The sequence below is a fragment of the Pantoea sp. X-Soil-MYKO-1289 genome (genome assembly GCF_059730625.1).
The window spans coordinates 1,354,347-1,375,080 of sequence record NZ_AP036004.1; the positions used below are offsets into that span (position 1 = coordinate 1,354,347).

A 20,734-nucleotide genomic window follows, 5' to 3' on the forward strand; every position below is an offset into this window, starting at 1 on the left:
CAGAGCGCATAATTATGTAAATTGAGCGAACGGGCTTTTCTCTTTGTCCCGTTGCGCTGTCTGCATCGAAGCGCACAAAAGGTCCCTGGGGCGGCCATTCATACTGTAAGCCTTGCGACAGCTCACGTAACATTAATCAGGAATAACAAACACGCTTCCCTTGTCATCCCGCTCCAGCAGCGACCAGCAGGCGGGATATTTTTTGCCGTGTCTGTCCTCAAACTCCGGCAGCACCTGGCCTTCTTTAGTCTGAAGATACTGCGTTGTGCCGTTCACGATGGTCGCCCAGCGTCCGGCAAAGGGGGCCAGGTCGCCATTCCAGCGAGTGATACGAACAGGCTCGAATGACTTACCCTCATCCTCTTTATCCAGCTCTGCGCTGGCCGCATCGAAACGGGCAAACCACGCCATGGAGGACGCTTTTTCAAACTGAAAGTTTTCATATTCGGAGTAGAAATGCAGGCCGTTATGCCCGTCATAGCGGATGGGCTTAATCATCTGGTTTACTTTTACCAGCAATGGCGGCAGCTCTTCAGTTTTCGTTTCGCCCAGCGCGGGCGGGAGTGGCCCGGCCTTGAGGATAATGCCGCTGTTATAAGGCAGCAGTTCAATCTCCGGTGTTTTCTTCAGGCGGTGAGCCAGCTTCTCGGCTCCGCCAAGCTTTTCCAGCCAGGGATTGCCCAGGATGGTGTACCAGCAGGCTCCTTTTACGCCTTCCACCGCCTCGCCGCCTTCCAGCGTCCCCAGCGAGTCTACCATCACGCCGGAGAAGCGCTGGGCGAGAGCGTATTCATAGGGGAACATCCGCTCAAATGCATAAGGCAGAATGAACGACAGGCCGGCATAGCCGCTTTCCACCTTAAAACTGTCACACAGCCACAGCAGCCAGGCCTGATAGCGTTCTTTACCCTCCGGCTCTTTAAGTAGCGAGAATGGAAATACCAGTTTGATGACTGAGCGATCGTTGTCGTTATGAAAAACCCGTTTTCCCATTATGAGTATTTCGTAATCAGGGGCATGATAATCTGTATCTACACTTCCCAGATACCATGAAAAAATCTCTTCAGGGGATGAATCCAGGATCGCCTGCCGCTTTTTTTTATAGTTTTTCGCAGTAATTCCAACCCATTTTGGCGTTAGCGTCTTTTTCAGATAGCACTTAAATTCAGTATAAAAGCGATCCACGCACTCCACCATCTTGCGGCGAACCTCGGGTGTGTGGCCGTCCTTAAAAAATACGGTGATAATCAGCCCGAGATTAATAGCGGGGCTGCCGTCTTTGTACTTCACCGACGCTTCCGGCAGCCATTTCTCAATATAATTCAGCTCAAAATCTTTCAGTTCCATTTTCTCTCCTTACCGGGTTGCCAGCGTACCGACCACCCCGGCACTGAGGAGAGCAGCCAGCGCTTCCCACGCGGTGAGCGCCAGACGCACAATCAGTAAAAAGGCCCCCAGAAGGGCTTCCGGAATACCCAGTGTAACTACGAGAACCCCGACACCCACCGCCACCAGTATGACTCCGACTGTTTTCGCCACATCTGTCAGCACCTGCACCCAGTTCACCTGCTTCAGCGTCTCCAGCGTCATATCGGTCGCCCTCTGTATTGCTGACCACGCGGCCCGGAGCTGTTCATCCGTCCAGGATGCAGCCGCACGTCCCGTCCGGCTCACCCAGTGCCAGGCCTGGCTGCCCTGACAGTATGCCCACTCGCCGCTGTCGTTCAGCCAGTTGGCAACCCGATTCAATTCCTGCTGCATCTCTTGCGACAGAGCATTCCAGCCCGCAGCGACGTTATTTATGGCCCCTTCGCTGAGGTCGGCAACCGCTTTACCGGCCCAGGTCCAGGGTTCCAGTTTCGCCGGAGCGGGAGTTTCAGGTGGACGAGGGGTAAAAATCGGCGGGTAGAGGAAAAGCGGCCAGTATTTGGCCCCGCTGGTTCTCCAGGCATTCATGGTTACGTTAACCACCTGGTCGATCCACTGCTGCTCCTGAGGACGACAGTCGTGGATCTCCAGAATGGTCATCCGTTGACGCTCTTTGCCCACTATTTGCATATATTCGTCATACTGGTCTCGTTCAAATTTATCCCCCGGAAACTTCACCTCCACCAGCCGCTCCAGATTATCCACGTGCATCTCGTCTTCCGTATCCGGTCCCGCCAGCCCCGGCCAGCGGTCATACCTGTTCTTCACGATAATGACGTCAGGACGACGGTAGAGGCCTTTGCCCGGCACAGGGAAGGGGTTAGTGGTGTGCCGTCTTCCGGGACCTTCATCCAGCAGCGTACTGCTGAGAAACGGGCGTGGCGGCGTGGTGCGCATGTCGAACGGCACCTCAGCCTTGTACCACCAGTGGTAATGACGGGCAATTTCATCCACCCGGATAAGCCCGCTCATCATCAGCTGCCTGAGGCTCATCTGATAGCTTTTTCCGTCGCGGCGAATCTCAGTGGACAGGCGAGGAAAACGCATGGCGTATTCCACCTTGATATGCAGATACTGGCGGTTATCCGGGGCAGGCAGGCGGGACTGTTTCTCCACCATTTCAACGCCGGTTGTCGTGCAGTCCCAGGCCTTATTATCAGTGCCGGCAGGGATATCAGTTGCTGGCGTATCGGGTAAGTCGGGCATCGTCATGGCGCATCCTCCCTGAGTTCCGTGGTCAGTTGCTGAACATCATCATCCCCGATAAACCACATGGCTTCTTTTGACTGCGGTTTGCTCTGTATGACGTGCAGCTCTACCTCTTCCTGCTCCTGGGTATATACCGGAACGGTCCAGCCTTCGTGGCTGCTGTAGCCTGTGGCAGTCTGACCGGACGGCGTTTTCAGGCTGTAAGGTGTTCCCGCCAGAAGATTTCCCTGTTCATCCTGGAGCTGATACACAGCAGAGTAGATATGCGAAGTGCCCATAAGGGGGAATGACACGGGCATCTCTGCGGGTCTGGTCAGATGCGTCCGCTTTACCTTGCGGGTGTAGGTCGACTCCGTGCCGTACTCGATTTTCCCCTCTTCGATTGTCAGGTAGCTGCCGCCGCCGATTAAGGTCACCTTTTTCTTGCCTGCAAACAGCATGTCGCTGGCGGAAATCAGGCTCAGCTTCTGCTCTGCCGACAGATGCATGTCTCCGTTCTGGGCCTGAATCTGCACCGGGCCTTCGCCGGCCATAATGCTGACTTTTCCTGTCCGGGCGAACAGGCCGGCTTGCTCCCCGGCCAGCATGCTGGTGTTGCCCGTCGAGCCGCTGCTGACGTCGCCTCCGGCGTTTATCCCCACGTTGCCGGCGGCCGTCATCTGCATGTGCTCCCCGCTGGTAAACGCCACGCCGGCCGGGCCGTGGAAGTGGAGCACCCCGTTCAGAGGCTTCAGGCGCTTCTCAAACATCGCTGTCTGGCTGGCGATATCCGCCTCCAGCGCCTGCGCCTGCTCTGCGGCGGCGGCAAGGGCCTGAATCTGCCGCCGGCAGATGTCGATTTCCCGCAGCGCCGTCTCCATATCCAGCACCTCACCCGCAGCTTTTTGCTGTCCGTCAGCGGTGATAAACAGCCCCTTCGCCACGCGGATAACGCCGTACTCGTCGGTGCGCAGCTCAAAGCCCGTTCCTCGCGCTTTCTCCTGCCCGTCCACGATATGTCCCTGACTGAGCTGCGTCGCCCCAGAAGGCGTGGTCAGGGCGATATGCTCTTCGCCCCGCCTGTCCTCCATGCGCAGCGCGTTCCCGGCCGCCGTTCGCAGGATGTTCTGGCTGCGGTTGTCGCGGGTCACAACGTCCTGGTGTTCTGAATCATGAAACGCATGGGCGATGTACGGGCGGTCAATATCCCCGCCCTCGTACGCAATGCCCACTTCGGTGCCGTCGGTCAGCGGCATATGCCAGCCGTACTCTTCCCCGGCGTACGGTTTCGCCAGGCGGACCCACGGGGTGTTAAACCCCGGTTCGGCGTCCTCGCGGCTGAAATCCAGCTTCACCCGGTAGCGGCCCGCGCTGTCGAGGTGGGCGCAGGCGTCGCCTTTCTCCCGGCTCCCGATGCGGGCCGGAAGCGTGCCGAAAATCTGCGGGCGGGGAATGTCGGGCGGACGATAGCAGAACCGCTCGCTGCAGGGCATGCCCCAGAGCGAGACGTGCAGGCGGGTATCACGGGAGGCCCGAAAGGAGGCGAAGGTGATGAGGACCCCGTCCCGCAGGGCGCGGAGCGGGCAGCCCGGCGTCTCCAGCACCTGTCCGGGCGTCAGGCCGGAGGCGTTGCTGAACAGGTGCAGGCGGGCGGAGGCATTCAGCTCACGCTCATGGTGGAGGCGGGCAAAGAAAGCCCCGCTTTCCGTTTCAGGCTCGCGGTCGTCACCCGCCTCCCGGAACGGGCCGCCGTAGCGGTAATGCTCCCCGGTGGTGACGGCCTCGCTGCGCACCGCAACCGCAGAGTCCATCGGCTCTGCGGCCCGGCAGTAGCGGTAGTCCCGGGTCCGTACCCGCCCGGTGACGGTCTTATGCCAGCTCCGCAGGCCCCAGACGGACTCTTCCGCCCCGTCATGCAGCCCGGCGGGCTCCCGGTACGCCCGTACAACCCCATACTGATAGCCCGTCTGGCCGTCGGCGAAGGTCACCGTATCCAGCCCGGTCACGTCGCTGGCGCCGCAGCGATACCAGATACCCGTTTCGGCCAGCAGCCGCTGGATAAACTGCAGGTCGGTCTCCCGCCACTGGGTTATCATCTCCCGCTGCGGGTAACGCCGCTCCAGCCGGAAAGCCAGGTCAGCCCCGTCAAAGCCGTGCGTCCGCAGAATATGCTCCACCAGCTCCGGTACGGAGAGGTGCTGATACACGGCGCAGCGGCGGGTCAGGTTCAGCAGGGCGAGGCGCGAGGCCAGCGTGACGGCAAAGTGCCGCTGGTCCGCGCTGGTTCCGAGCCATTCGAGGCCGATGATAACGCCGTGAACGGTCTTGCCGCTGCGCATGAACAGACTGGCGTATTTCATCAGCACATCGCTGGCGGCGACTTCCTGGACGGTGGTGAACTCAATGCGCCAGCAGAAGGGAGCGCTGAGGGCTTCGGTGCCGCGAAAGCGCAGCACGTCCGGGGTGACCGGGCTGGCGCTGATGGCAAGCGTATAGGGGGAGATCGGATCCATCCGCGTAATCCCTGAGGTAGTCAGTGGACCGAAATTGTGTGTTAATTAACCAGGCGGATCAAGAAGGATTGCGGCGCGCCTCGCTTACGGATAGTCCAGAATAGGAATATAAAAAAGGATACCTGACGCTAAGTTAGGATGCTCAGCCCATGCTACCGGCTCGAGCATCCTTGCTAAAGCGTGTTTCCTTCAGGGCTGCTTCACCGCCCAGCCTTTCTGCTTGCTGGTTTTGCCAATCCCCGGATTAAAGGTGTTGGTGGGATCGAGCTGGCGATAAAAATCCGCCAGCTGCGGCTTCGCCCGATAGAGATGGCCGACGTTATGCTCCGCCGGATACTCTGCGCCGCGCGCCTCTAAAAGCGCCAGCATCTGCTCTTTCAGCGCATGCGCGTCCACCCCTTTTTTCACAATATAATCCTGATGGAAAACGTGGCAGAAGAAGTGGCCGTAATAGAGGCGGTGGCTGAGCGACTGGGTGATTTCCGGCGGCAGGGTTTCAAACCAGTCGCGATCGTTGCGGCGCAGCGCGATATCGAGCGCCAGAATATCCTCTACCTCATCGGCGTGCACCGCGTGATAGCGCACCGCCGCGCCCGCCGCGGCGAAACGGTGCAAAAAGGCGTGCGCGCCCTCTTTGCCTTCGCACTCGAAAAAGGCGCCGCCGCCTTCGCGGAAATACTCCTTCAGATAGTCGCGCGCCTCCTCGACGCCCGCGCCGGACATCTTCAGCAGCAGGTGATGGGCGTATTTATCGCGATACTGCTTCATGCGCTTCGGCAGATGCGCCGGGAAGAGGGCGCTGACGCGCTGCAGCAGGCGATCGGTCAGGTGCGGCTTAACGAAGCTCAGCTTCGCCAGCCAGGCGTCGACACGGCCCTTCAGCGTGAAAAACAGCGGCATCTTATCGGTGCCCAGCTTGTCGATCATCAGAAAGGTATCTTTGCCGTAGACTTCGGCGATGTCGTAAATATCGCGATGCATATATTCGGCCGCCACCGGCAGATGGGTGAAGTGGGCGAGCATATGACGGCGAATATCGCTCAGCACCGCCGGATCGTTGGTGCCGATATAGAACACCTGCTGCTGCGGTTCGCAGGGGAAGGTGTCCAGCCGCACCGCGAACACCGCCAGCTTGCCCGCGCAGCCGGAGGCTTCGAACAGCCGACGCGCATCGGCGTTGAAGCGCGCTGGGGTATCGGCGTCAACGTGCCGCACGCGGTCGGCGTAGTCGGGGTCGGAGGCGTGGCGTCCGTCGTGCTGCACATCTTCCGCTCGCCAGCGCTCATCGTCCAGCCGGCCGAGGATCTCTTCCGGCGAGGCGCCGAGATCGATGCCGAGATGGTTCACCAGCTTCAGCTTGCCCTGCTCGTCCACCTGGGCGAACAGCGCCATCTCGCTGTAGGCCGGGCCGCGTTTGATCAGCGACCCGCCGGAGTTATTACAGACGCCGCCCAGCACCGAGGCGCCGATGCAGGAGGAGCCGATCACCGAATGGGGCTCGCGGTTAAGCGGCTTCAGCGTTTTCTCCAGCTGGTAAAGGGTGCTTCCGGGAAAGGCGAGCACCTGTTTGCCGCCGTCGATTAGCTGCAGCTTATCGAGACGTCGCGTGCTGATAATCACCACCGGGCGATCGTAGTCGTTACCGCTGGGCGTCGATCCCTCCGTCAGACCGGTATTGGCCGCCTGCATCAGGATAACGGCATCGGCGCTGACCAGGCTTTGCAGCACGCGCCACAGCTCCAGCAGGCTGCCGGGAAAGACCACCGCCAGCGCCTCGCCTTCGCCGGAGCGAAAGCCTTTGCGGTAGCGCGCGGTCTGCTCCTGGTCGGTAAGCAGGTGGGAGGCGCCAACGTGGCGGCGCAGATCGGAGAGTAAAGCGGAATGAGACGCTGGATGGATCATGTGCAACTCCCTTGTCATTACATGGCGCCATTACTGTAGCACGTCAGGGAAAAGCAGGACGCAGTGTGACGCTGACGGCTACCTGCTATCCTCAACTTGTGGCACACTGCCGCCTGTTTATTCGATATTGCGCAGTTACTTAAGAGAACCCGACCTGATGAAATGGATTTACTCTGTTAGTCTCGCTGTCTCACTCGCTCTGCAACCCGCGCTGGCCGACGAGCTGACGGGACCGCATCCCATGAACGCGCAGGCGCGCGACGCTTTCGTTAATCAACTCCTGACCAAAATGACGCTGGACGAAAAAATCGGCCAGCTCAGGCTGATCAGTGTGGGGCCGGACACCCCGAAATCGGCGGTTCGCGACATGATAGAGAAAGGTCAGGTCGGCGCGATTTTCAATACCGTGACGCGTCAGGATATTCGCGCCATGCAGGATCAGGTGATGCAGCTCAACCGCCTGAAAATTCCGCTGTTTTTCGCCTATGACGTGGTGCACGGCCAGCGCACTATTTTTCCTATCCCGCTGGGGCTCGCCGCCAGCTGGGATCTCGACGCCGTCAGCGAGGTCGGACGCGTCTCGGCCTATGAAGCCGCCGACGACGGGCTGAACATGACCTGGGCGCCGATGGTGGACGTCAGCCGCGAACCGCGCTGGGGCCGCATCTCCGAAGGATTCGGCGAAGACACCTGGCTCTCCTCGCAGATGGGCAGCACCATGGTGAAGGCGATGCAGGGCAAAAGCCCCGCCGATCGCTATGCGGTAATGACCAGCGTCAAACACTTCGCCGCCTATGGCGGCATTGAAGGCGGCCGCGACTACAACACCGTGGACATGAGCTCGCAGCGCCTGTTCCAGGACTATCTGCCGCCCTATAAAGCCTCGCTCGACGCCGGCAGCGGCGGCGTGATGGTGGCGCTTAACTCGCTTAACGGCGTGCCCGCCACCGCCGACGGCTGGCTGCTGAAAACGGTGCTGCGCGACCAGTGGAAATTCAAAGGCATCACCATCAGCGACCACGGCGCGATTAAAGAGCTGCTCAAGCACGGCGTGGCGACCGATCCGGAGGATGCGGTGCGCGTCGCCCTGAAGTCGGGCATCGATATGAGCATGAGCGACGAGTATTACAGCAAATATCTGCCGGGTCTGGTGAAGAGCGGCGCGGTGAGCATGGCGGAGATCGACGACGCGGCGCGCCATGTGCTGAACGTCAAATATGATATGGGGCTGTTCAACGATCCTTACAGCCATCTCGGCCCGAAAGAGAGCGATCCGCAGGATACTAACGCCGAAAGCCGCCTGCACCGCGCCGAAGCGCGCGACGTGGCGCGCAAAAGCATCGTTCTGCTGAAAAACCGGCTGGACACCCTGCCGCTGAAGCGCGCCGGCACCATTGCGCTGATCGGGCCGCTGGCGGACAGCCAGCGCGATATTATGGGCAGCTGGTCGGCCGCGGGCGTGGCGAAGCAGTCGGTGAGCCTGCTGCAGGGCATGCGTAACGCCACCGCGGGCAAAGCGACGCTGCTCTACGCGAAAGGCGCCAACATCAGCGACAACAAAGGCATTCAGGACTTCCTCAACCTCTACGAGCAGGCGGTGTCGGTGGACGCGCGCTCGCCGCAGGCACTGATCGACGAGGCGGTGGAGAAGGCGAAGCAGGCGGATGTGGTGGTCGCGGCGGTCGGCGAAGCGCAGGGAATGGCGCATGAGGCCTCCAGCCGCAGCGAACTCACCATTCCAGCCAGCCAGCAGAAGCTGCTGGCGGCGCTGAAGGCCACCGGCAAACCGCTGGTGATCGTGCTGATGAACGGCCGGCCGCTGACGCTGGTCAATGAAGATCGCATGGCGGACGCGCTGCTGGAAACCTGGTTCAGCGGCACCGAAGGCGGCAACGCCATCGCCGACGTGCTGTTCGGCGACTACAACCCGTCCGGCAAGCTGCCGATTACCTTCCCGCGTTCGGTAGGGCAGATCCCGCTTTACTACAACCATCTGCCGACCGGGCGTCCCTATAACTACGCCAAACCGAACAAATACACCTCGCACTACTATGATTCAGTGAACGGCCCGCTCTATCCGTTTGGCTACGGGCTGAGCTACACCCGCTTCAGCGTCTCGCCGGTGAAAATGTCGGCGGCCACCATGCCGCGCAACGGCACGGTCGAGGCGAGCGTGACGGTGACCAATACCGGCGACCGCGACGGCGCGACGGTGGTGCAGATGTACCTGAACGATCCTGTCGCCTCGCTCAGCCGTCCGGTGCGCGAGCTGCGCGGCTTTAAGCGGATTATGCTTAAAGCGGGCGAATCGCAGACGGTCAGCTTTAAGATCGACGTGGACGCGCTGAAGTTCTGGAACCAGCAGATGCAGCAGGTGGCGGAGCCAGGCAAGTTCAACGTGATGATCGGACTTGACTCGGTACGCACCCAGAACGCGCAGTTCGACTATCTCTGACGCTGCACGACACGCTTCTTCCGGCTTTGCGGCCGGGAGAAGCGGCCACACCAGGCCAACCACAACCTTATGAACAGCATCCGCAACCGTATCCAGAACCAGGTTTTTCGCGTTAACGGCCTGGCGCTTAATGAGTTCGATATCTCGCAGCCGCCTGGCGACCCCGGCCTGTTCGGCCCCGACAGCGTGATCTGGCGCGTGCACGGCGACTTTCCCGCCATGCTGTGCGGCGGCATCAGCGCCTTGCTGTTACAGATGCTGCATCCTTCCGCGCTGGCGGGCGTCTGGGATCACTCCAATTTCCGCCAGGATATGTTGGGCCGCCTGCGGCGCACCAGCCAGTTCATCGCCGTCACCACCTTCGGCAACCGCCACGACGCCCGCCTGCTGATCGAGCGCATTAAAAACATTCATCTGCGCGTCAGCGGCGTCGACAATTACGGCCAGCCCTACGCCGCCAGCGACCCGCGTCTCCTCACCTGGGTGCACGTCGCCGAAACCAGCGCCTTTCTCGCCGCGCATCTGCGCTTTAAAAATCCGCAGCTCAGCCTGGCGGAGCAGGATCGCTACTATCGGGAAGCGGCGCTGATCGCCGAAGCGCTGGGGGCTGACGGCGTGCCGAAAAGCGTCGAGGCGGTGGGGCGATACCTGCAGGATATGCGCGGCGAGCTGCGCTATGACGAGCGCACTGCCGAGGTGACGCGCCTGCTGCGCGAGGCGCCTGCGCCAGGCTGGCAGGCGAAGCCGGCGATGAAAGTCATGCTGAATTCGGGTATGGCGCTGCTGCCCGACTGGGCGCAGCAGATGTCCGGCTATCGCTTCAGCCCGCTGTCGCGCGCGCTGCTCGAAGCCGAGATGCGGCTGCTGGCGAAAACCCTGCGCTGGTCAATTACGCGCGGCGCATACCATCGCGCCATGCTGCGCATGGGACGCCAGCCTTAACGCTTTCTTAACCTTTTCTGCGCGCTATTCTGCTGGCGTCGCGCTGCCGCTTAACTGCGCGGCGGCGGGAAAGATAACCGACGTTTAACCATGAAATTCGTCGTGCGGCCGCGTATAGCTGCGCGGCGCGCGCGTTTGCCGCTGCTGCGCCGTCTGGCTCTGCTGCAGGCGGTGCGCCAGCAGGCCCAGTCCGGCGCCGATGGCGGCCAGCGACAGCAGGCCGGAGCCGGGTTCGACAGGCAGCAGGATAAGCGCCGCCAGGCCGACCGCGATGAGCGTAGCCGCCAGCGTAAGCGTGGTATAGCGATAAAGAAGCCAGAGAAAAAGCGCGAGAACCGCCAGCTCGCGCCAGGTGAAATCGGTAACGGGCTGCATCATGCGCCTCCGATAAAAAGGGTAGCTCGACCTTAGCACGCGGCTGCGCCTCAGAAACGCGAATAGACTTTCACCATCCGGGCCGCCCACTGTTAAGCAGCGTTGCGCTTTTCCGCGCGGCGCCGCGCTCCCCGCTTTACTTTTGCTTACCCTTGCGCGGGCGCACTGCGCCGACTTTGAGAGTTTTACCCTTGTCTCACGTGGCGGCAGTGGGGATCCTGCTCTAATCTCGGGGAAATGGATCCCTAAGCTTTGTCGAGGCGCTATGACTTACCAACCTCTGATTGCTGAGGTCCACAATCAGCAACACACACTGACGGCGATTGTCGAACAGGATGAGCGCACCGCTTACTTCTACATCTGGCCGACGGATCTGTTCCGCAGCCAGTATGCGGTGCGCGGCTGCTGGCTGCGCAATCTGCTGCCTGCGCCGGCGCAGGAAGATCGCGCGGCGATGGAGCAGGGCATCGCGCCGCTGCTCAGCGCCGAATATTGCCGCACGCTGGAGGCGGAGCCGCCGCTCGATCCGGCAGGCCTGCAGGTGCTGTGGGAGCCGAGCGACGACGGCGCGGCGCTGTGGTATTACGGCCAGCTGCTGGCGGTGATCCCCGGCTGGAGCCTCTACCAGGATAAACAGGTCAGCTTCTCTGCCGGCTGCATCAAAAAAAACCGGCTGACCGCGCCGCTCGGCTCCGCCTCCACCAACGACTACTACGCGCGCGCCGAGCATCAGCGTCAGTTCTGGCGCGACTGGCACGACGGCAACGAGTGGGAGCGGGTGCAGCAGGCGCTGCTGCAGCGCTATCAGGCGCAGTTCGGCGAATCGGTGAAATATTACGCCATCGATCAGGGCAGCTGGCCGCCGATGGCGATCTCCCAGCACTGGCATCAGGGCGTCTGGTATTTCCTCACGCTCGGCATGAGCATTCGCCCGATGCCGCAGGTCGACTATCTGTTCGACGAGCTGGCGCCGCAGTATCGCCGCGTCGAGCTGGCGATGGCGGTGGATGGCGAGGTAATGACCGAAGGCAACGCGGTGCAGATGGCGAGCGCGCTGGCGGAGTTCGCCCATCTGCCCTGGGCGCGTCTCACCTGGCTGGGCGAAGGCCATACGCTGGCGTCGGAAGTGGCGCCGGTCGGCTTTGAAAGCTTTCTGCTGGCCAACGCGCTGGCGGACGAGAGCGCGCAGTTTAACCTGCCGAAGCGCGACGGCGATCGGCCTAACCTGCTGTGGGCGACGCCGATCACCGAAGCGGAGCGCCAGTTCGCGCAGGCGGATGAGCTGGGCGGTCAGCAGCTGGCTGAGCTGCTGATGGCAGCGGGCAATAACCATATCTTCCGTCCGCGCCAGCAGGTGGTGGAGAGCGAAATCTGACGGCGGCGCGCTGTTTGCCCAGCGCGCCACCAGGTCCTTAGTGACTAAATAATCACCTCACTCAACGAGTTGTTAAATTTGTGATCTCGCGCATCTCAAGTTAGCTGCTGCTGCGCCGTTAACCCTGATCAGGCAATCGCGCCGTTTCTGCCAGGGGAAAGCAGATGCTAAAAACAACTCAGTCCCGCTTTACTGCGGTTCTTGTACTCTTTTTTCTCGTTCTGATGCTCATTACCGTCGTGGTGATTAAACAATTTATCGCGCCGCAGCTGACCGCGAATCAGAGCCAGCTGGTGCGCTACCAGGTTGACGCGCTGGCGACCGGCATCGTGGAGCAGATGAACCGCGTGCAGGCGCAGCAGCGCGCCATCACCGAAGCCGCGAGCGTTATGGAGAGTTCCGCCATCGATCAGATGCTGCCGGCGCTGGTGAACCAGTATCAGGACAGTAACGTCTTCGGCGGCGGCATCTGGCCGCTGCCTAACCGTCGCGACCCGGCGAAAGAGAAAGACAGCAGCTTCTTTGCGCGCAACGCCAGCAACCAGCTGCAGGTCAATACCTACTGGAACTCCGACGCCGCCGACAAATACTGGGAGCAACCCTGGTACAAAGACGGCATGGCCGCGCCGAAAGGGCAGTGCGCCTGGGCGAAAGCCTACCAGGACGCCGCCAGCCCGCAGCCGCGCACCAACTGCGCCATGGCGATCTATCGCGACGGCACCGTCTGGGGCGTCGCCACCATCGACGTCACCCTCGGCTTTTTCAACCATCTGGCGAAAGAGATGGGCGACGCCATTCAGGGGCGTGTGCTGATCGTCGAGGCCGACGGCAAAGTCGTGGGCAACGCCGCGCTGGTGGACGGCACGCCGAAGCTGGAAAACCTGACCGACCTGCAGCTGCCGATGGCGGCGCCGTTGAAAGGTCTGCTGAGCGGCGCGGGCTCGCAGCCGACCGAGACGACCTTTGACGGCGAGGATGGCGAACATACGCTGTTCGTGCAGGCTATTCCGGGCAGCCCGTGGTATCTGGCCAGCGACGTGCCCACCAGCCTGCTTACCGCGCAGACGCACAGCATGCTGACGCGCCTCGGCCTGGTGCAGATCCCGCTGGCGATCGTGCTGCTGCTGGTGCTGCTGGGCTTTATCCGCACGATGATGCAGCGCCTTAACGTGCTGCATCGCAATATCGACGCGCTGGCGCAGGGCGGGGCCGATCTGACCCAGCGTTTGCCGACCAGCAACAGCCCGGAGTTCAACGCCGTGGCGCAGAGCTTCAACAACTTTATCGGCTATTTGCAGGGGCTGATGCGTCAGGTCGGCGACAGCGCGCTGGCGATCACCGCCGCATCGCGCGAGATCGCCAGCGGCAACGCCAACCTCTCGTCACGCACTGAAGATCAGGCCAGCTCGATCGTCGAAACCGCCGCCTCTATGGAGCAGCTGACCGGCACGGTGCGCCAGAACGCCGACAACGCCACCCACGCCAACCAACTGGCGGGCAATGCGTCGCAGGTGGCGGCGCGCGGCACGGAAGTGGTGCGTCAGGTGGTGAGCACCATGGGCGAGATCCATAGCTCGTCGCGTAAGGTGGTCGATATCATCAGCGTTATCGACAGTATCGCCTTCCAGACCAATATCCTGGCGCTCAACGCCGCGGTGGAAGCGGCGCGCGCGGGCGAGCAGGGCCGCGGCTTTGCGGTGGTCGCCTCTGAAGTGCGCAATCTGGCGCAGCGTTCGGCCAACTCGGCGCGCGAAATCAAAAAGCTGATTGAGGAGTCGGTAGCCAATATCGACGCAGGCAGCCAGCTGGTGGAGCAGGCGGGCGAGACCATGGACGAACTGATGCAGGGCGTCAGCAGCGTCACCACGCTGATGAGCGAAATCATGTCCGCCAGCCGCGAGCAGAGCATGGGCATCGAGCAGGTCAACGTGGCGATCACCCAGCTTGACGGCACGACGCAGCAGAACGCCGCGCTGGTGGAGCAGGTTTCCGCCGCCGCCCAGGCGATGGAAGAGCAGAGCGTGCAGCTGGAGCAGGTGGTGCAGGGCTTCCGCCTGTAAGCGTTACCTGCGGGCCCGCGCAGTGGCTTGCGCGGGACGCTTTACTCTTCGCTCTCTGCTACCCGCGTCAGCACAACGTCAGTTATCCCACGGACTCGCGCAGGCAAGTCCGTTTTTTTTGCGCGAAACCGCACGAATTCACGCGGCATGATACGGCAGGGATGTGCCAGAATAGTAAGAGTTATCTTAAGGAATCCTCATGTCTGCTATCGAAGTTATTCTCGTCGACCATCTCGATCGTCCCACCGGCAAAATGGAAAAGCTGGAAGTGCATGAGAAGGGACTGCTGCATCGCGCGGTCACGGTCTACGTATTTAATTCGTCCGGCGAACTGCTGCTGCAGCGCCGCGCCAGCGGCAAATACCATTGCGGCGGGCTGTGGAGCAACACCACCTGCGGGCACCCCTATCCGGCGGAGCCAACGCAGCAGGCGGCGGAGCGCCGCTTATACGAGGAGATGGGACTGGAGCTGTCGCTGACGCCGGTCTTCGAGCTGAGCTACAACCTGCCGCTCAGCAACGGCCTGATCGAGCATGAGTATGGCCATGTCTATTTCGCCGTCAGCGATGAGCCACCGACGCCTAATCCCCAGGAAGCGGATGACTGGCGCTACCTTTCGGTGAGCGACATCCAGCGCGCGATGCTTGAGGCGCCGCAGCAGTTCACGCCCTGGTTTCTCTACACCTTTCCGCGCATACCCGCCTATTTGAATGCGCTGAGTATGCCAGCCTGAATAGCGGATCGGACCTCATTCAGACCGCACGTAATTTGTAAGCGGGAGAGAGGAACCGATGAGCAAAGCGTCCCGCGCAAGGGACTGCGCGGGCCGAGCTGCCATGGATGGCGTTTATTGCGTCTTTGCGATCGGTTCCTCTCTCCCGCGTTAGCACTGCTACACAGGCCGCACAAGCGCGTTTTAACGTCCGGCAAAATCCTCCGCGTCCACATCATAGCCCGACGGCTCCCAGCGGATCGCCAGCAGCGCCAGCAGACCGGCCAGCGGCGCCAGGAAAATGACCCAGAAAACCCCGGTGCCCAGCGCGGCGACTAGCACCGGAAACAGAAACAGCGAAACGGTTGAGCTGCCGCGCATCAGCGTCTGGTTAAAACCGACGCCGACGCCGCGCAGCGAAGTCGGATAGCTGAGCGACGCGAAGGTCATGGTATGCGAACCGGGGCCAAAGCCCTGGCCAAACAGAAACAGCGCCAGCATCGCAATGGCGATGCCCGCCTCCTGACCGCCTTCTGGACGCCCAATCAGCGCCAGCCCCAGCAGCGCCACGCACTGACAGGCGTAGCCCGCCACCGACATCTTCCACGCGCCCAGACGCGGCACCAGACGCACCGCCAGCACGCCGCCGACAAAGGCGAACAGCAAATTGAGCGCCAGCGACACCAGAATCGTGGTCAGCATCGACTGGGCGAAAAAGCTGGTGATGATCACCGGCAGGCCGAAGGCCACCGCGTTATAGGCGAAGGAAGAGGCGACCGAGGTGATGGTCGCCAGCAGCGTGCGGCGCAGGTAAACGCCGCGCAGCAGCGCGCCGTAGTTGCGCCAGCTGGCGCGGCGTGCAGGCTGGACAGGCGCCGTAGACGCCTCCTCTGCCACCTGCGCGTTGATATTCCAGCCGCTGCGCAAAATGGCGGCCGCGCCTTTCAGATCGCCCTGATTGGCCGCCCAGACCGGCGACTCGCTCATATAACGACTGCGGATGGCGATAATAATCAGCGCCGGCACCGCGCCGAAGCCGAGGATCAGGCGCCACAGCCAGCCGGTGTGGCTTTCCGGCAGCACCGCATAGAGCAGCAGCACCAGCAGATAGGAGATGCTGATCGCCGCATACCAGGTGGGGCACCACATCGCCACGCTGGCGGCCTTGTTGCCCTTGCCGCGCAGGCGGGAAAACTCGGCGAGAAACGCCATCGCCACCGGCAGATCGATGCCGACCCCCAGTCCCATGACAAAGCGCGCGCCGCCCAGCACATACTCGTTGGGCGCAAAGGCGCAGGCGAGCGCCGCCACCACGAAAAAGAACATATCCGCCATAAAAACGCGATAGCGGCCAATCTTATCGGTGAGGTAGCCGCCGATCAGCGCGCCGACAATGGCGCCAAAGGTAATGGCGGAGGCGACCATGCCGGTGCCGGTCGGGGTGAGGTTGAACTCGCGTGCCACATCCTTGATGCCGAACGCCAGCGCGCCGAGATCGTAAGCATCGAGAAACACGCCGCCCAGCGCGATCGCCACCACGATGCGCGCGTTATTGCGCGCGCCGTCGCCGCTGTTGATCAGGCGCGACACGTCCGCCGCGCTGCGGATCCACTGCGTTTCCCCTTCGGGCCGGTTCCCTGTTAACGCCACCTGGGCGGAAGATGAAGTGAGGTCGGTCATAATGTTGTCTGTGATTATTGTGAGTGAATGGACACCTTACCCTCCAGACGTCTGGACGTAAATTCTTTTCAGTTATAACCGAACGGATAACAGTATGAAAAAGTTGAGGCGCGATACTTCACGCTTCAGGCAATGTGTTACGCGATGCATGACGAAACGACTACTCTCTATAAGCACCTCACAAATAACCGAATTAAAGGAACACCTCATGGCAAGGTCTGGTTTTCTGGCATTGACGGCAGCCGCGCTGCTGCTGGCGACAGGCGCGGCGCAGGCCGCCGATCCCGTGCGCGTGGGTTCGAAAATTGATACGGAAGGTTCGCTGCTGGGCAATGTGATCCTGCAGGTGCTGGAAAAGCACGGCGTGAAAACGGTGAACAAAATCCAGCTCGGCACCACCCAGGTGGTGCGCGGCGCCATTACCGCTGGCGAACTGGACATCTATCCCGAATATACCGGCAATGGCGCTTTCTTCTTCAACGACGAAAAAGACGCCGCCTGGAAAAATGCGCGTCAGGGCTATGAGAAGGTGAAAAAGCTCGACGCCGACAAAAATCAGCTGGTGTGGCTGACGCCGGCGCCCGCCAACAACACCTGGACTATCGCGGTGCGCCAGGATATCGCCCAGCAGAACAAGCTCAGCTCGCTTGACGATCTCAGCAGCTACCTGAAAAAAGGCGGCACCTTCAAGCTGGCGGCCTCGGCGGAATTTATCGAGCGCGGCGACGCCCTGCCGGCCTTTGAAAAAGCCTATGGCTTTAAGCTGACGCAGAGCCAGCTGCTCTCGCTGGCGGGCGGCGATACGGCGGTCACCATCAAGGCGGCGGCGCAGCAGACCTCCGGCGTCAACGCGGCGATGGCCTATGGCACCGACGGCCCGGTGGCGGCGCTGGGCCTGCAAACCCTGAGCGATCCCAAAGGCGTGCAGCCGATCTATGCGCCGACGCCGGTGATCCGCGCCGCGGTGCTGAAAGCCTATCCCGACATCGAAAGCTGGCTGAAGCCGGTCTTCAGCAAGCTGGATGAGAAAACCCTGCAGCAGCTGAATGCGAAAATCGCCGTCGAAGGCCAGGACGCCAGCAGCGTGGCGAGCGAATGGCTGCAGCAGCAGAAGCTGCTGTAAACCATGGCGCTATCGCGGGATGCGATGCTGGCGGCACGGCGCCAGCCGGTCGCGCTGCTGCTGTTGCTGCTGTTAAGTCTGGCGCTCTACTGGCTGCCGTTTCTCAGCTACGCGCCTAACCGACTGGTCTCCGGCCAGCCGCTGATGCTCGGCCAGGTCAGCGACGCCGGCTGGCTGGCGCTGCCGCTGGCGGCGCTCTGGCTGCTGCTGTGGGCGCGCCCGACGCGCGCGGCGCTGGCGCTGATGCTGCTCGCCTGCGACGCGCTGCTGACCGGCATGGTGTGGCTGAGCGGGCACGAGGCGGCGCGGCTGGCGGCGCAGGGCAGCGCGCTGGCGCGCACCAGCTTCGGCGGCGGCCTGTGGCTGGCGTGCGGCGTCACGCTGCTGCTGGGCGCGGAGCTGACGCGCACGCTGACGCGCAATACTCTCTGGCGACTGCTGCTCAATCTGCAGATCTGGCTGCTGCCGCTGCTGATGCTGTTCAGCGGCGAGCTGAACGCGCTGTCGCTGCTGAAGGAGTACGCCAACCGCCACGCGGTATTTGACGCGGCGCTGGCGCGCCATCTGACGCTGCTCAGCGGCACCCTGCTGCCTGCGCTGCTCATCGGCCTGCCGCTCGGCGTCTTGCTGCACCGGCGTCCGGCGTGGCAGAGCGGCGTTTTCAGCGTGCTGAACGTTATTCAGACCGTGCCGTCGGTGGCGCTGTTCGGCCTGCTGATCGCGCCGCTGGCCGGGCTGGCGAGCGCCTTTCCCTGGCTGAAAAGCTGGGGCGTCAGCGGCATCGGCATGGCGCCGGCGCTTATCGCCCTGACGCTCTATGCGCTGCTGCCGCTGGTGCGCAGCGTAGTAGCCGGGCTGCAGCAGGTGCCGCGCGACGTGCGCGAAAGCGCGCGCGGCATGGGCATGGGCCAGCTGCAGCGCTTTTTCGCCGTCGACGTGCCGCTGGCGCTGCCGGTCTGGCTCGCCGGGCTGCGCGTGGTGGTGGTGCAGACGCTCGGCATGGCGGTGATCGCCGCGCTAATCGGCGCAGGCGGCTTCGGCGCCATTATTTTTCAGGGACTGCTCAGCAGCGCGCTCGATTTGGTGCTGCTGGGAGTGATCCCGGTGATTGCGCTGGCGGTGGTGATTGACGCGCTGTTCCGCCTGCTGATTTCCCTGCTGGAGAGAACCCATGATTCACTTTAACGGCGTCAGTAAGCACTTCGCCGGCAAAGCGGCGGTGAAGGATTTGTCGCTGCAGATCGGCGAAGGGGAGTTTAGCGTGCTGCTCGGCACCTCGGGCTCCGGCAAATCGACCACGCTGAAGATGATCAATCGCCTGGTGGAGTTCGACGAGGGCGAGATCCTGTTCGCGGGCGAGTCGATCCGCCGGCTTGACGCGCGCGATTTGCGACGGCGCATGGGCTACGCCATTCAGTCCATCGGCCTGTTTCCCCACTGGACGGTGGAAAAAAATATCGCCACCGTGCCTGCGCTGCTCGGCTGGCCGAAAGCCCGCATTCGCGCGCGGGTCGAGGAGCTGCTGGCGCTGCTGAGTCTGGATGCGCATCTGGCGCGGCGTCTGCCGCATCAGCTCTCCGGCGGCCAGCAGCAGCGCGTCGGCGTGGCGCGGGCGCTGGCGGCGGATCCTGAAGTGCTGCTGATGGATGAACCCTTCGGCGCGCTCGATCCGGTCACGCGCGGCGCGCTGCAGCAGGAGATGCTGCGCATTCACCGCCTGTCGGGCCGCACCATCGTGCTGGTGACGCACGACATCGACGAGGCGCTGACGCTGGCGGATAACATCGTGCTGATGGATCAAGGGGAGATTGTGCAGCAGGGCAAGCCCGCCGCGCTGCTGACGCAGCCGAAAAACGACTTTGTGCAGGACTTCTTTGGCAGAAGCGAGCTGGGCGTGCGTCTGCTGTCGCTGGGGCAGGTCGGCAACGCGGCGCGGCGCGGCGAGTGGCTGGAGGGTGAGCCGCTGGCAGCCGCGCAGTCGCTGCGCGAAGCGCTGTCGCAGTTTATCGCCCGGCGCGCCGATAAGCTGCCGGTGGTGGATGAGCGCCAGCAGCCGCTCGGCGTGCTCTACTTCAGCGATCTGCTGACCCTGCGCGAGGGGCAATGATGCGCTGGCTGAAGGACCCGCTGCTGTGGCTGATTATCCTGTTTGTGGCGCTGCTGCTCGGCCTGCCCTACAGCGGGCCGCTCTTCGCCTGGTGGTTCCCGGAGCAGGCGCGGCCGCTCTACCAGCAGGAGAGCTTTTTACAGCTGGCGCTGGCGCATCTTTTTCTGGTGGTCACCGCCAGCGCGCTGGCGCTGCTGGTCGGCGTCGGTGGCGGGGTGTTGGTTACGCGGCGCGCGGGACGGCGCTTTCGGCCGCTGGTGGAGACTATCGTCGCGGCCGGGCAGACCGTTCCGCCGGTCGCGGTGCTGGCGATCGCCGTGCCGGTGATGGGCTTCGGCGCCTGGCCGGCGGTGGTGGCGCTGCTGCTTTACGGTCTGCTGCCGATTTTACAGGGCACGCTGGCCGGGCTCGATAGCGTGCCCGCCAGCAGTCGGGAGATCGCCGACGGCGTCGGTATGAGCGCGTGGCAGCGTTTGAGGCAGGTAGAGCTGCCGCTGGCTGCGCCGGTGATACTGGCGGGCGTGCGCACCTCGGTGATCGTCAACATCGGCACGGCGGCCATCGCCTCGACCGTCGGCGCCGAGAGTCTCGGTTCGCCGGTGATCATCGGACTGAGCGGCTTTAACACCGCTTATGTGATTCAGGGCGCGCTGCTGGTGGCGCTGCTGGCGATTGTCAGCGATCGCCTGTTTGAGCGCCTGCAGCGCTGGCTTAGCGTGAGTGGAGAATGAGGGTGTAGCCGACCAGCATCAGCCCGCCGGTGCCGCCGACGGCCATAATGAAAAACAGCGTTGCGAAGAAGATTTTTTGCCAGTTCATGCGGAAACCTGAGTAGAGCCCGAAAGCCGGGGATAATAACGCGGGCAGGGCGAGG

General features: G+C 62.3%; 16 protein-coding genes. 9 read left to right on the plus strand and 7 right to left on the minus strand.

From position 1 onward, the window contains the following. Positions 1-132 precede the first annotated feature (132 nt). The 4 genes from AC6I7Z_RS06510 to dld all read right to left on the minus strand — a co-directional run bounded on the left by AC6I7Z_RS06510 (position 133) and on the right by dld (position 7,031). Positions 133-1,347 carry a DUF3396 domain-containing protein gene (locus AC6I7Z_RS06510; protein ID WP_497813572.1) on the minus strand — a complete coding sequence of 405 codons (1,215 nt, stop codon included), beginning with the start codon at positions 1,345-1,347 and terminating at the stop codon, positions 133-135. 9 nt (positions 1,348-1,356) lie between these two features. Continuing rightward, positions 1,357-2,640 carry a VRR-NUC domain-containing protein gene (locus AC6I7Z_RS06515; protein WP_497813573.1) on the minus strand — a complete coding sequence of 428 codons (1,284 nt, stop codon included), beginning with the start codon at positions 2,638-2,640 and terminating at the stop codon, positions 1,357-1,359. Continuing rightward, positions 2,637-5,129, minus strand: coding sequence for a type VI secretion system Vgr family protein (locus AC6I7Z_RS06520; protein WP_497813574.1), 2,493 nt, complete (start codon positions 5,127-5,129; stop codon positions 2,637-2,639). The genes AC6I7Z_RS06515 and AC6I7Z_RS06520 overlap by 4 nt, the downstream gene beginning before the upstream one ends. Before the next feature lie 189 nt (positions 5,130-5,318). Next, a complete protein-coding gene (dld, locus tag AC6I7Z_RS06525; protein WP_497813575.1) occupies positions 5,319-7,031 on the minus strand; it encodes a D-lactate dehydrogenase in 1,713 nt (570 codons plus the stop codon). A 157-nt stretch (positions 7,032-7,188) separates the two neighbouring features. On the opposite strand from dld, the gene bglX reads away from it, so the two are divergent. Together bglX and AC6I7Z_RS06535 are read left to right on the plus strand one after the other, a co-directional pair. After that, positions 7,189-9,486: a beta-glucosidase BglX gene (gene bglX / locus AC6I7Z_RS06530; RefSeq protein WP_497813576.1), complete on the plus strand. Its 2,298-nt coding sequence runs from the start codon at positions 7,189-7,191 to the stop codon at positions 9,484-9,486. A gap of 69 nt (positions 9,487-9,555) precedes the next feature. Continuing rightward, positions 9,556-10,428: an oxygenase MpaB family protein gene (locus tag AC6I7Z_RS06535; protein WP_497813577.1), complete on the plus strand. Its 873-nt coding sequence runs from the start codon at positions 9,556-9,558 to the stop codon at positions 10,426-10,428. 84 nt (positions 10,429-10,512) lie between these two features. On the opposite strand, the gene AC6I7Z_RS06540 is transcribed toward AC6I7Z_RS06535, so the two are convergent. Next, on the minus strand, positions 10,513-10,806 hold the full coding sequence (locus AC6I7Z_RS06540) for a hypothetical protein (RefSeq protein WP_497813578.1): 294 nt from the start codon (positions 10,804-10,806) through the stop codon (positions 10,513-10,515). 262 nt (positions 10,807-11,068) lie between these two features. Here AC6I7Z_RS06540 and AC6I7Z_RS06545 point away from each other — a divergent pair, with 262 nt between their 5' ends. From AC6I7Z_RS06545 to idi, 3 genes are all read left to right on the plus strand, one after another. Beyond that, positions 11,069-12,178 (plus strand): suppressor of fused domain protein, encoded by a 1,110-nt coding sequence (locus AC6I7Z_RS06545; RefSeq protein ID WP_497813579.1) that lies wholly within the window; start codon positions 11,069-11,071, stop codon positions 12,176-12,178. A 164-nt stretch (positions 12,179-12,342) separates the two neighbouring features. Beyond that, on the plus strand, positions 12,343-14,238 hold the full coding sequence (locus AC6I7Z_RS06550; RefSeq protein ID WP_497813580.1) for a methyl-accepting chemotaxis protein: 1,896 nt from the start codon (positions 12,343-12,345) through the stop codon (positions 14,236-14,238). 199 nt (positions 14,239-14,437) lie between these two features. Beyond that, positions 14,438-14,971, plus strand: coding sequence for an isopentenyl-diphosphate Delta-isomerase (gene idi, locus AC6I7Z_RS06555; protein ID WP_497813581.1), 534 nt, complete (start codon positions 14,438-14,440; stop codon positions 14,969-14,971). A gap of 183 nt (positions 14,972-15,154) precedes the next feature. On the opposite strand, the gene AC6I7Z_RS06560 is transcribed toward idi, so the two are convergent. Further along, on the minus strand, positions 15,155-16,630 hold the full coding sequence (locus tag AC6I7Z_RS06560; RefSeq protein WP_497813582.1) for an MFS transporter: 1,476 nt from the start codon (positions 16,628-16,630) through the stop codon (positions 15,155-15,157). Positions 16,631-16,838: 208 nt separating this feature from the next. On the opposite strand from AC6I7Z_RS06560, the gene osmF reads away from it, so the two are divergent. From osmF to AC6I7Z_RS06580, 4 genes are read left to right on the plus strand one after another with little or no spacing between them, the layout of a single operon-like run. Next, on the plus strand, positions 16,839-17,753 hold the full coding sequence (osmF, locus tag AC6I7Z_RS06565) for a glycine betaine ABC transporter substrate-binding protein OsmF (protein ID WP_048785936.1): 915 nt from the start codon (positions 16,839-16,841) through the stop codon (positions 17,751-17,753). A 3-nt stretch (positions 17,754-17,756) separates the two neighbouring features. Next, entirely contained in the window at positions 17,757-18,938 is a 1,182-nt protein-coding gene (locus AC6I7Z_RS06570; protein WP_497813583.1) for an ABC transporter permease, read from the plus strand. Then, positions 18,925-19,860, plus strand: coding sequence for an ABC transporter ATP-binding protein (locus tag AC6I7Z_RS06575; RefSeq protein WP_497813584.1), 936 nt, complete (start codon positions 18,925-18,927; stop codon positions 19,858-19,860). The genes AC6I7Z_RS06570 and AC6I7Z_RS06575 overlap by 14 nt, the downstream gene beginning before the upstream one ends. Continuing rightward, positions 19,860-20,591 carry an ABC transporter permease gene (locus AC6I7Z_RS06580; protein ID WP_497813585.1) on the plus strand — a complete coding sequence of 244 codons (732 nt, stop codon included), beginning with the start codon at positions 19,860-19,862 and terminating at the stop codon, positions 20,589-20,591. The genes AC6I7Z_RS06575 and AC6I7Z_RS06580 overlap by 1 nt, the downstream gene beginning before the upstream one ends. On the opposite strand, the gene AC6I7Z_RS06585 is transcribed toward AC6I7Z_RS06580, so the two are convergent. Next, positions 20,572-20,679, minus strand: coding sequence for a YohO family small membrane protein (locus AC6I7Z_RS06585; protein ID WP_491565906.1), 108 nt, complete (start codon positions 20,677-20,679; stop codon positions 20,572-20,574). The two genes, AC6I7Z_RS06580 and AC6I7Z_RS06585, sit on opposite strands and share 20 nt — an antisense overlap. Positions 20,680-20,734 lie beyond the last annotated feature (55 nt).